Source organism: Bradyrhizobium sp. WSM4872, from assembly GCF_055811715.1.
In genome coordinates this window covers 184,179-198,994 of sequence record NZ_JBVVPT010000001.1, presented here as the reverse complement: position 1 = coordinate 198,994, position 14,816 = coordinate 184,179, and the positions used below count along the sequence as shown (strand labels likewise).

Annotated in this window: 13 protein-coding genes; 4 read left to right on the top strand and 9 right to left on the bottom strand. The window is 62.6% G+C overall.

Features of this window, described 5'->3' with window-relative positions; translation table 11 throughout:
- Positions 1–7: 7 nt before the first annotated feature.
- From AC0L3C_RS00970 to AC0L3C_RS00960, 3 genes are all read left to right on the top strand, one after another.
- Positions 8–1,657 carry an acyl-CoA synthetase gene (locus tag AC0L3C_RS00970; RefSeq protein WP_473406921.1) on the top strand — a complete coding sequence of 550 codons (1,650 nt, stop codon included), beginning with the start codon at positions 8–10 and terminating at the stop codon, positions 1,655–1,657.
- Between the two features lie 164 nt (positions 1,658–1,821).
- Positions 1,822–2,514, top strand: coding sequence for a TetR family transcriptional regulator C-terminal domain-containing protein (locus AC0L3C_RS00965; RefSeq protein ID WP_473406920.1), 693 nt, complete (start codon positions 1,822–1,824; stop codon positions 2,512–2,514).
- 316 nt (positions 2,515–2,830) lie between these two features.
- Positions 2,831–4,312 carry an NCS1 family nucleobase:cation symporter-1 gene (locus AC0L3C_RS00960; protein WP_473283091.1) on the top strand — a complete coding sequence of 494 codons (1,482 nt, stop codon included), beginning with the start codon at positions 2,831–2,833 and terminating at the stop codon, positions 4,310–4,312.
- 121 nt (positions 4,313–4,433) lie between these two features.
- Here AC0L3C_RS00960 and AC0L3C_RS00955 read toward each other — a convergent pair whose 3' ends face one another.
- A complete protein-coding gene (locus AC0L3C_RS00955) occupies positions 4,434–5,000 on the bottom strand; it encodes a hypothetical protein (RefSeq protein WP_473261255.1) in 567 nt (188 codons plus the stop codon).
- 138 nt (positions 5,001–5,138) lie between these two features.
- Here AC0L3C_RS00955 and AC0L3C_RS00950 point away from each other — a divergent pair, with 138 nt between their 5' ends.
- Entirely contained in the window at positions 5,139–6,044 is a 906-nt protein-coding gene (locus AC0L3C_RS00950; RefSeq protein ID WP_473283089.1) for an AraC family transcriptional regulator, read from the top strand.
- A 193-nt stretch (positions 6,045–6,237) separates the two neighbouring features.
- Here the strand turns inward: AC0L3C_RS00950 and AC0L3C_RS00945 are convergent, their stop codons facing one another.
- The 8 genes from AC0L3C_RS00945 to tmk all read right to left on the bottom strand — a co-directional run bounded on the left by AC0L3C_RS00945 (position 6,238) and on the right by tmk (position 14,814).
- Positions 6,238–7,215: a TRAP transporter substrate-binding protein gene (locus tag AC0L3C_RS00945; protein ID WP_473406919.1), complete on the bottom strand. Its 978-nt coding sequence runs from the start codon at positions 7,213–7,215 to the stop codon at positions 6,238–6,240.
- Between the two features lie 37 nt (positions 7,216–7,252).
- Positions 7,253–8,566: a TRAP transporter large permease gene (locus AC0L3C_RS00940; protein ID WP_473406918.1), complete on the bottom strand. Its 1,314-nt coding sequence runs from the start codon at positions 8,564–8,566 to the stop codon at positions 7,253–7,255.
- 2 nt (positions 8,567–8,568) lie between these two features.
- Entirely contained in the window at positions 8,569–9,162 is a 594-nt protein-coding gene (locus tag AC0L3C_RS00935) for a TRAP transporter small permease (protein WP_473261247.1), read from the bottom strand.
- 166 nt (positions 9,163–9,328) lie between these two features.
- Positions 9,329–10,126, bottom strand: coding sequence for an MBL fold metallo-hydrolase (locus tag AC0L3C_RS00930; protein WP_473406917.1), 798 nt, complete (start codon positions 10,124–10,126; stop codon positions 9,329–9,331).
- A gap of 13 nt (positions 10,127–10,139) precedes the next feature.
- Positions 10,140–10,916, bottom strand: coding sequence for a TatD family hydrolase (locus tag AC0L3C_RS00925; RefSeq protein WP_473261245.1), 777 nt, complete (start codon positions 10,914–10,916; stop codon positions 10,140–10,142).
- Between the two features lie 12 nt (positions 10,917–10,928).
- Positions 10,929–12,974 (bottom strand): methionine--tRNA ligase, encoded by a 2,046-nt coding sequence (metG, locus tag AC0L3C_RS00920; protein WP_473406916.1) that lies wholly within the window; start codon positions 12,972–12,974, stop codon positions 10,929–10,931.
- Between the two features lie 110 nt (positions 12,975–13,084).
- Positions 13,085–14,131, bottom strand: a complete 1,047-nt coding sequence (locus AC0L3C_RS00915; protein ID WP_473406915.1) for a DNA polymerase III subunit delta' — start codon at positions 14,129–14,131, stop codon at positions 13,085–13,087.
- Positions 14,128–14,814, bottom strand: coding sequence for a dTMP kinase (tmk, locus tag AC0L3C_RS00910; RefSeq protein WP_473261239.1), 687 nt, complete (start codon positions 14,812–14,814; stop codon positions 14,128–14,130). The genes AC0L3C_RS00915 and tmk overlap by 4 nt, the downstream gene beginning before the upstream one ends.
- Positions 14,815–14,816: the final 2 nt, after the last annotated feature.

The following is a 14,816-nucleotide window of genomic DNA, read 5'->3' as shown; positions in this document are numbered from 1 at the left end:
GGTGTCGATGAGCGAGCGGCAGAACCAATACAATATCGGCCTCGAGAAGACGCCCGCCAACTACGTGCCGCTGAGCCCGTTGAGCTTCCTCGCACGCAGCGCCGCGGTCTATCCCGATCACGTCAGCACGGTCTACGAGGGGCGCAGCTTCACCTGGCGCGAGACGCATGAGCGCTGCAAGCGCTTTGCCTCATATCTTGCCGGCAAGGGCATCGGCATCGGCGACACCGTCGCGGCGATGCTGCCGAACATTCCGGCGATGAACGAGGTGCATTTCGCCGTCCCCATGACCGGCGCCGTGCTCAATGCACTGAACATCCGGCTCGATGCGCCTTCGATCGCATTTCAGCTCGACCATGGCGGCGCGAAGATCATTCTGGTCGATCCCGAGTTTTCCGGCGTCATCACCGACGCGCTCGCGCAGATGAGTGGCCCAAAACCGTTCGTGATCGACGTCGACGACGACGCCTTCAAGGGCGGCCGGCGCATCGGCGAGATCGAGTACGAGACCGCGCTCGCGCAAGGCGATCCTGATTTCGCGGCGATCCTGCCGGGCGACGAATGGGACGCGATCGCGCTGAGCTACACCTCGGGCACCACGGGAAATCCCAAGGGCGTCGTCACCCATCATCGCGGCGCCTATCTGAATGCCGTCAGCAACATCCTCGCGGGCCAACTCGGCCAGCATCCGGTCTATCTCTGGACGCTGCCGATGTTCCACTGCAACGGCTGGTGCTTTCCCTGGACCATTGCGGCGGCCGCCGGCATCAATGTCTGCCTGCGCAAGGTCGAGCCGACCAAGATCTTCGAGCTGATCAAGCAGCACGGCGTCACCCACATGTGCGGCGCGCCGATCGTCTACAACACGCTGATCAACGCACCCGATGCACCGAAGGGTGGTGCCGCGCGCCGGGTCGTCGGGCTGATCGCCGGTGCCGCGCCGCCGGTCGCGGTGCTCGAGGGCGCCGAGAGCATCGGGATCAAGCTGACGCATGTCTACGGCCTGACCGAGGTCTACGGCCCCGCCTCCGTCTGCGCTGAGCAGCCAGGCTGGGACGATCTGCCCGCAGCCGAGCGCGCCAGCTTGAAGCGGCGGCAGGGCGTGCCCTACCCGCTCGAGGAAGGCGTCACCGTCATCGATCCGCAGACCATGAGGCAGGTGCCGCGCGACGGCGAGACCATCGGCGAGGTCATGTTCCGCGGCAACATCGTGATGAAGGGCTATCTCAAGAACGACAAGGCGACGAAGGAAGCCTTCGAAGGCGGCTGGTTTCACACCGGCGATCTCGGCGTGCTCGACGCGCATGGTTACGTCATCATCAAGGATCGCTCCAAGGACATCATCATCTCCGGTGGCGAGAACATTTCCTCGGTCGAGGTCGAGGACGTCCTCTACAAGCACCCGGCCGTGCTGTTCGCCGCCGTGGTCGCAAAGCCCGATCCGAAATGGGGCGAAGTGCCCTGCGCCTTCGTTGAGCTGAAGGACGGCGCGAGCGCGAGCGAAGCCGACATCATCGCCTTCTGCCGCTCGCACATGAGCGGCTTCAAGACGCCGAAGGCCGTCGTGTTCGGGCCGATCCCGAAAACGTCGACGGGAAAGATCCAGAAATTCCTGCTGCGCAACGAAGCGGGATCGGCGAAGGCGATCTCGGCCTGAGCCGATGCCTTGGGTCTGCCAACGCATTAAGACGTCCCTGCCTTCCTAATTGCTTGATAAAGCTGGACGGGCAAGGCAACGTCCAGCCGGAATCGCCGACAGCAATCCGGCGACCCATCCCGCTCAGCCTTCGCTGGTGAAGGCAAGCTCCCTATCGAGGCTCTATGGCAGCCATGCCCGCCGACAAGTTGAAGCACTTTCGCATCCGCCGGGCGCCAAAAGGCGGCCGCAAGGCAGCGCCGGGCCCGGACGTCGAAGGAAAAATCCTCGATGCGGCAGAGTTCGTCTTTGGGCATTTCGGCTTTCGCGGAGCGACGACGGCACTGATCGCTAAAAAGGCATCGATCGCGAAACCCCACATTTACTATTATTTCGAAGACAAGGAGGATCTGTATCGCGCGGTGCTGGAACGTGCGATGAACATGTGGGCACGAGACATGGACAGTCTCGACATGACGTCCGATGTCGAGATCATCCTGGTGCGCTACATCAGCAGGAAGATCGACTTCTCGCGAGATCACCCGCATCTGTCGCGCATCTATGCCAACGAAATCATCAGCGGCGCTCAATTCATCGGCAGCTTCATCGAAAAAGTCTCGACCCCGTTGCTGCTCGACAAGGTCAAGACGCTCGACCAATGGACCGCGAGCGGGGCGATTCGGCCGATCAGCGCTGTCGATCTTTTCTTCTGCATCTGGGCGATGACCCAGGCCTATGCGGATTATTCCAGCCAGATGACCATCATGAAGGGCAAGAGACAGCTCGAAGAGGCCGACTACACTGCGGCCAAGGCGACGATCGTCCAGCTCGTTCTCGGCGGACTTGGCCTTTCAGGCCCTGCCGAAGCTGGCGCCTAGCCTGTTGTTCGGCGGCTCGTTTTTAGCCAGCGCACCTATTTTCCCCATCTCCGCCATTTCGCTCACGCGCGGGACATCCTAGCCAGAACTGCACTGATGTCCGGTCGCAGCGATGCACTTTGCGCCGATAGTGGACGCCGGATCGAAAATGCGTGTTTGTAAAATGATTTTATCGATCGTAAAATCATTTTATCGATCGTTATAAAATGGCATGTCGCTTGCTTCGACCCGACCTACCGCAAAGTGCGAGCACCAATCGCAGGGACCGCGGCCTCCAACGCCGTTGCCCTGCGCCAGCAAATCCGAGGTAGAGGACATGTCATCCAACAGCGGCGACGTTCCCACGCTGATCATCACCGGCGCCCACCCAAAGCTTTACAATCACGACCTTGCTCCAACCGCGCCTGAGGGCCGAACCTGGGGTGTCTTCAGCCTGTTTGCGATGTGGATGTCGGACGTCCATTCCGTGGGCGGCTACACCTTCGCGGCGAGCCTGTTCTTTCTCGGCCTGACAGGCTGGCAGGTGCTGATCTCCATGTTGGTTGGTATCACGGCGGTCTACTTCCTGATGAACCTGATCGGACGGCCCTCGCTACGCTACGGCATTCCGTTCCCGGTGGTGGCCCGCATCTCGTTCGGGGTGATGGGCGCCAATCTCGCCGCCATGGTGCGGGGCGTCGTCGGCATTGTCTGGTACGGCGTGCAGACCTACTTCGCCTCGAAGGCGGTGCAAGTCCTGATCGTGACTCTGATGCCCTCGGCCGCCGATCTCACCCACAACAGCATCGCCGGCCTGTCGACGCTCGCATGGTTCAGCTTCCTTTTCATGTGGCTGTTCCAACTTCTCATCTTCCTGAGCGGGATGGAGCGCATCCGCCGCTTCATCGATTTCTGCGGACCCGTAGTCTACGTCGTCATGTTCGCGTTGGCGATCTGGATGTTATGGCAGGCCGGTTTCTCGAGCCTGTCTCTTCAACTCAGCCCGCCGGCCGCCACAACCGCGGCGACGATCGGCGTGATGGCGAATGCCGCGATGCTGATCGTGGCCTACTTCTCGGCGCTCCTGCTCAATTTTGGCGACTTCGCCCGGTTCGGCAAGGATGAGCGAGCCATGAAAACGGGCAATCTGCTCGGGCTTCCCGTCAACTTCCTGGTCTTCTCGATCATTACGGTGATCGTGACGGCCGGTACGCTGAAGGTGTTTGGGGAGGCGATCATGGATCCAGTGCTGATCGTGGAGAAGATCGGCAATCCGTTCGTCGTCATTATCGGATCGATCACGTTCATCGTCGCGACGATGGGCATCAACATCGTCGCGAACTTCGTATCGCCGGCTTACGATATCTCCAACCTGAATCCGCAGCGCATCAATTTCAGGCTGGGAGGCCTGATCACGTCGATCCTGTCGGTCCTCGTCTGCCCCTGGCTGTTCGTGGCCAGCCCATCGGCCATCACGCTGTTCGTCAGCATCTTCGGCTCCGCGCTCGGGCCCATGTTCGGCATCATGATCGCCGACTACTATCTCGTGAAAAAGCAGATCGTCGTGCTGGAGGACCTCTATACGATGTCACCAGCCGGTGAATTTCATTACGACGGCGGCTGGAACTACAAGGCGCTGATTGCACTTGCGGTATCCGGCACTCTGTCGATCGGACTCTCGCTGGCAGGTGCTTATGGGCTGATCTTCAACGTCGGCGACTGGGGATGGCTCATCGGGGCCACTGCCGGCGGATTGATCTACCGAGCCCTCTCGAAGGAGCAAAGGCCGGTTTCCGTCATTGTCGGGGCGGGCGAATGACGTTCGAAGTTGCGGGTCCACCGCCATGTGGGCGGCGGCCGCGCAATATTGTTGGCATGCGCGTTCGGTCGAACGCGCATGCTAGCCAGATACGACGTCGCGATGATCGGTGGCGATATCGTTACCTGCTGCGAGCCCCTTCCCCGGTCTGGACTGGATGCAGGTCTGCAACCGCTTCCTCCAGGATGGTAGCAACCTCCAGCAGCGAGATCACCAAGCGCGGCGTGCGCCTGAGCCTGTCGTCGACCGCGGCGGCGAACAGGTCGTTCCGCTTCCGGCTACCGAGCAAACGCCATCGTCCAAAGGCGATCTTGTGGACGTTCCCGGAAACAAATCCGACCGAGGCCCATAATTGCTCGGATTCCAGCAGGAGCTCGCCTGCCATCCGATCCATCACGGTGACGATCGCGAGCAGATCATCGGTCACGGTCGCCAGACCGAGCGCGCGGCTGCCCGGATTGTCGTCATGTGAACTCCGCTCGATCGAGGGCTTCGATGATTGCCTGGCCTGCAATCCGGCGAGTTTGTCCACAAGCGCAGCGAACCGAGAACGGGCCGCGCGGACGATATCTTCCAGGAAAGACAGATTGGTCTGTGCTGACCCTGACATGACGTGCGGTTTGATCGTCTTAAAATACATCAATGCTCCCGGAGGCAACCAACGTGAAAGCTGAAGTGTTGCCTCCATCTAAGGTCATCCGACCCAAGGTGCTTGAACGTCCTGAGCCGCGATTGATCGAAACCGGCCTGGAAGGAATCAGGCAAGGGCCTCAAAACCGAACGCAGAGTGGGTCGGTCGTGATCGGCCGCGCAGTGGAGACACATCATGAGCGATGATGGCCTCTACGGCGACCGGCTTGCGCAGCTATTTCCAATGATCAGCGAGCCGAGCTCGAGCCTCGTCAAGTCGCTCCAAAAGGGAACGTTCGCCGCGGTGCGGATGGCATATTCCGGACCGGTCGGCGATCCGACGCTGCCGTCGCCTCCGGACGAGGCCTTCGCACTCTGCCTTCGGCTGCAGCATCAGAGAGCCGAGTCGTGGCTGGATGGTCGATACGCACCCAAGGGCGCCTTGAAGGACGAGACCAGCATCTACGATCTGCGATGTGAAACGGTCGTTCACTTCCGCGATCCCTTTGACTTTCTCTACCTGTATCTGCCGCACGGCACGCTAAATGAATTGGCGAACCAGCTTGATCTTGGTCGCGTTGAATATGACGTTGGCGCGGGCGCGAACTTCATGGATCCAGTCATGGCTCATCTGGGTGCTTGCCTTCTGCCGGCGCTCGAAAGACCGCATGAGGCCAACGAGCTTTTCGTGGGCCACGTCGCGATGGCGATCAACACTCATTTTCTCAAGACCTATGCCATCGGCCAACCTCGCAATCGCTCTCACCGCAGCGGATTGGCGCCATGGCAACTGCGGACGGCGAAGGCGCTCCTTCGCGCAAATCTCGATGGCGAGATCGCGTTGGCCCGAATTGCCGCTGAGTGTGGCGTGTCAGCCGCCCACTTCGCCCGCGCTTTCAGAGTCAGCACAGGAACACCGCCGCATCGATGGTTGATCAATCAGCGGATCGAGCAAAGCAAGAGCCTGCTGGCAAGCTCGCCGCTGTCGCTCACGGAAATTGCCGTCAAATGCGGCTTCGCGGACCAAAGTCATTTTACCAGAGTGTTCTCGGCGGCAACGGGTGCCACGCCAGGACGCTGGCGACTGGTCCGCAAAGCTTAATCCCGGATGACCATGTTCTGAAACGCAGCAGCCGTGTCGCCGGCGCGAGGCTTTCGGCTCGGCGCTCCGTGCGCTCCCACCGGCAAGGCCGTGCTGCGTTACGCCTCGTGATCCTGCCTGGTGGTCAATTGCCGCTGATACGGGAGAGACCTTCCGCCCGCCTCGCGAAGGCGAACGGAAGGTATTGCCGCCCTCACATCTTCTTATAGGCGTCAACCAGAGCCTGGCCGTCGGCTCCCGCCTTCTTGAGCCAGTCGGCGGTGAGCTGTTCGCCGATCTTCTGGAAGCCCGCCTTTAGGGCCGGGCTCGGCGGCTCGACCGTCATGCCTTTGGCCTTGAGCTGATCGATGTACCAGGTGCTTTTGTCCTGCCAGGCCTTCCAGCCGCGGGTTTCCGCGGTCGCGGCGGCTTTGAGGATGGCCTCCTGGGTCGGCTTGTCGAGCGCCTCGAACGCCGCCTTGTTGACGAAGGTGTAGTCCTTCGGGATCCAGGCTTGCACGTCATAGAAGTACTTCAGCGACTCCCATGCCTTCGCATCGTAGCCCGTGCCGCCTGACGACATGAAGGAGTTCACGACGCCGGTGGCAAGCGCCTGCGGCAACTCGGCGGCCTGGATGGTGACCGACTGCGCGCCGACCAGTTCGCCGATGCGCGCAGTACCAACATTATAGGCCCGCCATTTCAGGCCCTTCATGTCTTCGATCGTTGCAAGCGGCTTATTGACATAGACGCCCTGCGGTGCCCACGGCACGACGAACAGCAGCTTGAGCCCCTGCGCATCGAGCTTCTTGGCAATCAACGGCTTCGACGCCTGATACAGCTTCATGGCGTCCGGAAAGCTGGTCGCCAGAAACGGCACGACGTCGACCCCGAATACCGGATCCTCGTTCTCGTGGATCGACAGCAAGACTTCGCCCATCTGCGCCTGCCCGGTCATCACCGCGCGCTTGATGTCGGGCGCCTTGAACAGCGAGGCGCCGGGATGAACCGTGATCTGAAGCTTGCCTGATGTCGCGGCTTCGACGTCCATGGCGAACGCGACGAGATTCTCGGAGTGCGGATTGTCGGCCGGATATGCCGCCGGCAGATTCCATTTGGTCTGAGCCAAAGCGGGTGTCGCAGCCAGCACGGCGCCGGCGATCAGGGATGCGCGGATTAAACGAGAGATCATGGGGCTTCTCCTCACAGTCAATTTCAAAACGGTACGCTCAGTCCGGGAAAGCGAGCTTGGGCAAGAACATCACGATCTGCGGATATTCCGTGATGATGAACACGGCCGCGAGCAGCAGGACGAAGAACGGGAACGCCGCCCGCGCGACGGTCAAGGTATCGCGGCCGCTCATGTTCTGGAGCACGAACAGATTGAAACCGACCGGCGGCGTGATCTGCGCCATCTCGACGTGGATGATGAGATAGACGCCGAACCAGACCAGGTCCAGGCCGGCCTGCTTGACCATCGGCAGCACGATCACGGCGGTCAGGACGATCATCGAGATGCCGTCGATCAGGCATCCCAGGATGATATACATGATGCTCAGATACAGCGCGAGCATGCCCGGGGTGAGCTGCTGGCCCTGGACCCAGGTGGCGAGTGCCGCCGGAATTCCCGTATAGGCCATCGCTGCGGTCGTGTAGGCAGCGCCTGCCAGGATCAGCATGATCATGCAGGTCAGGCGCGTCGCGCTCATGATGCTTTCGAGGAAGTTCTTGCGTGTGAGCGTGCGGCTCCACCACGCCAGCAGCAGCGCGCCCGAAACGCCCCAGGCTGCGCATTCGGTTGCGGTCGCAAACCCGAGCACGAGCGAGAGGAAGACCGCCAGGATCAGAAGCAGGCATGGGGCGAGCTTGGCGGATTCTTGCAGCTTCCGGCGAAACGGCATCGGAGGATCGCGCGGCGGAATCTTCTTCGGATTGAGCAGCGACCAGATGATGATGTAGCCGGAATAGAGCACCATCACGAGCACGCCGGGCAGGAAGCCGCCGAGGAACACCTGAAGCACGGAGACGTTCGCGGTGACCGCATAGACCACCATCGGGATCGACGGAGGGATCAGCAGTCCGAGCGTGCCGGAGCCCGCGAGCGAGCCCAGGCTCAAGACCTTATCGTAGCCCCGCTTGTCCAGTTCAGGCAGCGCGATCTTGCCGATCGTCGCACAGGTCGCCGCCGACGAGCCCGACACCGCCGCGAAGATGCCGCAGCCGATCACGTTGACATGAGTGAGACGCCCCGGGAGCCACTGCACCCAGGGCGACAGGCCCCGGAACATTTCCTCGGACAATTTGGTGCGGAAGAGAATCTCGCCCATCCAGATGAAGAGCGGCAGCGCCGCCAGCGTCCATGACGAGCTTGCGCTCCATGTCGTGGTCGCAAGCACCGAGCCGAGCGGCAGGCTGGTGGTCAGCGCCATCGCCACGAAGCCGACGAGCCCCAGCGACACCGCGATCCAGATGCCACTTCCCAGCAGCACGATCATGACGCCGAGCAGAATAAACGACAGTTCGATCATGCCGAGATTGGCCATCGTCAACCTCCGCCGCCTTGTGAGATCCGCTCGATGAATTCGTCCGGGGTCTCGTTCGGCGAGCCCTTCTCGTAGCTCGGCCGGTTGCCGCTGATGACACTGACCATTTCATCAATGAGCGCGATCGACAGGATCACGAGTCCGCCGGAAAACCCGAGCTGCGGAATCCAGAGCGGAAGCGCGACGACGCCCTGCGCCACGTCGTTGAAGCGCCAGGAATCGTAGGTCATCTGCACGGCATGCCGGGTGAAATAGAGGATGAAAGCGGCGGCAATACCGAGGGCCACGACCTCCGCAACCTGTTTGGAGCGCCCATGCAGACGCTCCAGCAGCAGGCCGACGCGGATCATCTCGCCGCGCTTAAAGGTGTGAGCGAGGCCGAGGAATGCCATCGCGGCCATGCACCAGGAGGCGAAATCATCGCCGGCGGGAATGTTGACCGCAAACTGGCGCCCGATCGACATGATCATCATGATTGCAAAGATCGCAACCATGAAGGCCCCGGCGGCGTAACCCGCACCGAGATAAAGGAGATCCAGCGCGCGTCGCACCGGTCCCCGGCTCGTGACATCGTCCCCTGCCAACGCGATCCCCATCCTCACATGAGGCGATTCAGACGGTCCCGGCGATCGCACGTCGCGCGCCGGTCCTGCATGAATATCGCCCCTGCCCCAGCGCCTGTCTTTCAGACGTTAGATCAACATGATGGGCCCAGCGCAAGCAAGGAGTATGCCGGCTCTCGCCGGAATTTCCACCGCAGGTTCAGCGGGTCTCCAGCCGCAGCCCGTCATACGCGGGCACCACGCCCGCCGGCAGCGACTGCCGGATCACCTCATAATCGACGTCGGCCGTCATGTTGGTGATGACGGCGCGCTTCGGCTTGAAGCGCTCGATCCAGGACAACGCGTCGTTGATGCTGAAATGGCTGACATGGCTGGTGTAGCGCAGGCCATCGACGATCCAGAGATCCAGATTTTCCAAGGCGCCCCAGCTCTCGCGCGGGATGTCGTTGAGATCGGGTGTGTAGGCGGCATCGCCGATGCGATAGCCTAGCGCGGGAATGTTGCCGTGCTGCACCAGGAAGGCGGTCATCGTCACCGCGCCGCCCTTTCCCTGGATGGTCTGGCTTTCACCGGCCTCGATCGACTGCGCCGACAGGATCGGCGGGTAGTCGCTGCCCGCCGGCGAGACGAAGCAATAGGAAAACCGCGACATGATGTCGTTCGCAGTCGACTGATTGAGATAGGTCGGAATCCGCCGGCGCATGTGCATCACGACCGAACGCAGATCGTCCATGCCGTGGGTCTGATCGGCGTGCTCGTGGGTCAGGAATACTGCATCGATGTGGTCGACATTGGTCGAGAGCAATTGCTCGCGCAGGTCCGGCGAGGTGTCGATCACGATACGCGTGGTGCCCTCGCCCGATGTCTGCTCGACCAGCAGCGAACAGCGGCGACGGCGGTTCTTGGGATTGTTGGGATCGCAGGCACCCCAGCCGAGTGCCGGGCGCGGCACGCCGGCGGAGGAGCCGCAGCCCAGGATCGTCAGCGTCAGCGTCATGCGGCTCCCAGTTCTAAGCTTTCACCCTGGAGAACAGGCGAAAGAAGTTTTCGCTTGTCTGGCGCGAGATCTCGTCAAACGACACGCCGCGTGTTTCGGCGAGCACTTTTGCGACCTCGACCACATAGGCCGGTTCGTTGCGCTTGCCCCGGAACTTGCCCGGCGCAAGGTAGGGCGAGTCTGTTTCAACCAAAATACGGTCGGACGGCAGTTCGGCCGCAAGCGCGCGCAGGGCCTCGGACTTCTTGAAGGTCAGGATGCCCGTGAAGCCGATATAGAGCCCGAGCGAGACCGCCTTCAGCGCCAGCTCGCGCCCGCCGGTGTAACAATGCAACACGGCGCGAAACGATCCTTTGGCGGCTTCCTCTTCAAGGATGCGGCCGCAATCCTGGTCCGCCTCGCGGGTGTGGATCACCAGCGGCAAGCCGGTGAGGCGGGCGGCGGCGATGTGGGCGCGAAAGCCCCTCGCCTGCGCCTCCGGCGAGCCGTTGTCGTAGAAATAATCGAGCCCGGCTTCGCCGAGCGCGACGACCTTGGGATGCTGCGTCAGCGCGATCAGCTCGTCCGGTGCGATGCCGTCTTCCTCATCCGCGTTATGCGGATGGGTGCCGACCGAGCAATAGACGTCGTCGTAGCGCTCGGCGATGGCCAAGAGCTGGTTCAGCCTTTTCACCCGCGTCGAAATCGTGACCATGCGGCCGATGCCGGCCGCTCGCGCCCGCGACACGATCCCGTCGAGATCCTCCGCAAAGTCCGGAAAATCCAGGTGGCAGTGGCTGTCGACCAGCATGGTGCGAGCGCCTTACGCCGCCGGCTCGATGTAGCGCGGGAAAGCGGGCGTCGGCGCCGGCAGCGTCGTACCGGGCGCGATGCGCGTTGCGCCGCCGAGCGCGGCGAAGCTGCGCTCCCCTTCGGGGATCCCGAGGCTGTCCAGCAGCAATCCCGAGGCCGTCGGCATCGCAGGCTGGGCCAGGATCGCGATCTGGCGCACGACTTCGGCGGTGACGTAGAGCACCGTCCTCTGCCTGACAGGATCGGTCTTGGCGAGCGCCCACGGCGCTTCGCCCGCGAAATAACGGTTGGCTTCCGCGACCACAGCCCACACGGCGTTGAGCCAGTGATGGATTTGCTGCGTCGCCATCGCTTCGCGAGACGCCGCGAGCATGCCGTCAGCTTGCGACAGGATCGCCTTGTCGTTGTCGCTGAATTCGCCGGGCTCCGGGAGCACGCCGCCGAGCTGCTTGGCGATCATCGACAGCGAGCGTTGCGCGAGATTGCCGAGATCGTTGGCGAGATCGGCATTGATGCGCGCGACGATGGCCTCGTGATTATAGTTGCCGTCCTGGCCGAACGGGACCTCGCGCAGAAAGAAATAGCGCATCTGGTCGACGCCGTATTGGTCGGCGAGGTTGAAGGGATCGACCACGTTGCCGACCGACTTCGACATCTTCTCGCCCCTGCTGAACAGGAAGCCATGGGCATAGACCCGCTTCGGTAGCGGGATCCCGGCCGACAGCAGGAAAGCCGGCCAGTACACCGCATGGAAGCGGATGATGTCCTTGCCGATGATGTGCACGTCGGCAGGCCAATAACGCCAGTTGTTGTCGCTCTCGTCGGGGAAGCCGACGCCGGTGATGTAGTTGGTGAGCGCGTCGACCCAGACATACATCACGTGCTCTTCGTCCCCGGGCACCTTGACGCCCCAGTCGAACGTCGTGCGCGAAATCGAAAGATCGCGCAGGCCGCCTCGGACGAAGCTCACCACCTCGTTCTTGCGGGAGTCGGGGCCGATGAAATTGGGCTGCGTCTCGTAGAGCTTGAGCAGCCTGTCCTGATAGGCCGACAGGCGGAAGAAGTAGCTCTTCTCCTCGACCCATTCGACCGGCGTGCCCTGCGGTCCGAGCCGCACGCCGTCGTCGTTCAGGCGCGTCTCGTCCTCGGCGTAATAGGCTTCGTCGCGCACGGAATACCAGCCGGCATAGATGTCGGCATAGATATCGCCGTTCGCCTCCATGCGCCGCCAGATCTCCTGGCTGGAGCGATGATGCTGCTCCTCGGTGGTGCGGATGAAGCGGTCGAACGACACGTTGAGGCGCTCGTCCATTTGCTTGAAACGGCCGGCATTGCGGGCCGCGAGCTCCGAGACGGACATTTTTTCGCTGGCCGCGGTCTGAACCATCTTCTGGCCGTGCTCGTCGGTGCCGGTCAGGAAGAACACATCCTTGCCGTCGAGTCGCGCGAAACGCGCCAACGTATCGGTCGCGATCGCCTCATAGGCGTGGCCGATGTGAGGACTGCCATTGGGATAGGCGATCGCGGTCGTGATGTAGAAGACGTTGTCCCGCGCGGGCACGGCCACGGCCACGGGCGTGGTGGCCTGCGGCGCTGCGACGGACTTCGGTGCGGGCGGGGCCTTGGGCTTCGATGCATTGGGCTTCACAGCCTTCGGCGGCGTGGCGACAGGAGCTAATGTGGTGGTCACGGCAGGCGCAGCCACCCTCGCCGTCTTGGCTATCTTCTTCGCCGGGGTCTTGTTCTTCGCCGTAGCCTTGTTTTTTGCCGAAGTCTCGTTCTTCGCCGAAGCCTTGGCTGGCTTTTTGGTCGCTGTCTTCACCGTCTTCTTGGCAACGACCTGCTTCTTCGCTGCCTTCTTTGCCGTCTTCGCGGTGCTCTTCTTCCCGTTTTTTTTGGCAGCCGTCTTTTTGGTCTTGGTGGCTTTCTTGACGCTCTTGGGAGCTTTGCGCGCGCGCGCCTTCACGGCCTTCTTCGTGGCTTTCTTGACGGCTTTTGTGGCAGCCTTCTTCTTGCTGCTCTTGCCCTTGGCGGTTTTCTTAGCTCGCGCTGCCACGACGAATTCCTTTACCGGCTTCTCGAAATTTGGAAACGAACTTGCGTTAGTTTATTGTCTTGAGCATGATCCCATCGGGAAAACCGCTGCACACTTTTCCGGATCATGCTCTAGCGTGTTGCGTCCGCCAGCCAGCCGAACACCGAGAAAACCAAGGGCTTTCGCTCCAGATTGTAGGTTTCGGTGTCGCGCGCGGCGCGGACGATCTTTTCCCATACCTCAGCTAGGCGCGCAAGGCGCGGCAGGTTCTGGTTGGCGTCGGCCTCGTCGGTGTGCAGGCGTTCCGCGATCCAGCGATCGATGCCGTCGATGAAGGCGGCAAGGGCAACGCGGTCACTGGTGCCGAGCGATTCGCCGAGCGTGTGCAATTCGCGCGGATCGACCTGCGGCAGTCGCGCCAGCAGCGCGGCCGTGCGCTGCTGGAGCTTCAGGGCGTCACCGCCGAGCAGCGTCAGCGCCCGCGCGACGCTGCCCTCGGACGCCTCCGCCGCCTCGCGCAACGCCGGATCATTCGGGTCGAGATCGGCGGCGGTTGCGGCTGCAGCAATCACGTCGTCGGTTGCGAGCGCGCGCAGGCGCAGCTTGCGGCAGCGCGACTGAATCGTGGCGAGCACGCGCGCCGGCGCGTGGCTCACCAGCAGGAACAGCGATTGCTGCGGTGGTTCCTCGAGAATTTTCAGCAGCGCGTTGGCGGCATTCGGATTGAGCTCGTCGACAGTGTCGACGATGCAGACGCGCCAGCCTTCGGCCGCTGCGGTCGAGCCGAAGAAGCCGATCGTCTCGCGCGTCTCGTCCACGGTGATGACGGTGCGCATGACGCCGCGGTCGTTGGCGGTGCGCTCCAGCGTCAGCAGGCCACCATGCGAGCTCGCCGCAACCTGCCGCGCCACGGTGTCATCAGGATTGATGGCGAGGTCTTCGGCGCGCTGCACCGAGGGTGCCAGCGGCTGGCTGTGAGCGAGCACGAAGCGCGCCATCCGATATGCCAGCGTCGCCTTGCCGATGCCTTGCGGCCCGCCAATCAGCCAGGCATGCGGGATGCGCCCACTGCGATAGGCGGCGAGCAGCGCGGTCTCGGCCTCGCGATGGCCGAACAGAACGCCCGTCTCGCGCGGATGAGACATGGCGGTTTCGCGCTCGGTCTGACGCGGGCTCATATGGACACCACCGATGCCGGCGTCGGAAGCAGGCGATCACGCAGCGCGGTCCAGATGCGTCCGGCAACCGTGTCGGGATCGGAATTGGCGTCGATCAGCACGCAACGCGCAGGATCGTCCGCCGCGATCTTGCGATAGGCCTCGCGCAGGCCCTGGTGGAAACCGAGCTTCTCGGCCTCGAACCTGTCTGGCGTGCCGCTGCCGCGGCGTGCGGCCGCGCGCTGCAAGCCGATCTCGACCGGCAGGTCGAGGATGATGGTGAGGTCCGGCTTGAGATCGCCGATCGTGACCCGCTGCATCGCGTTGATCAGCGCCGCCGGCACCTGGCCGAGGCTGCCCTGATAGGCCCGCGTCGAGTCGGCGAAGCGGTCGCACAGCACCCAGGTGCCCTGGTTGAGCGCGGGCTGGATCAGGGTGCGGACATGGTCATCGCGGGCCGCCGCGAACAGCAGCGTCTCGGCTTCGGGTCCGAGCAGCTTGCCCATGCCTGACAGCACCAGATGCCGCATGATCTCGGCGCCCGGCGAGCCGCCCGGTTCGCGCGTGACGAGGATACGCATCCTCGCCGCCTTGAGGCGATCAGCGAGCTTCTTGATCTGGGTCGACTTGCCCGTGCCCTCGCCGCCTTCAAAGGTGACGAAACGCCCGCGTCCGGACGGCCACTTGACCGCACTTTCACTCATGA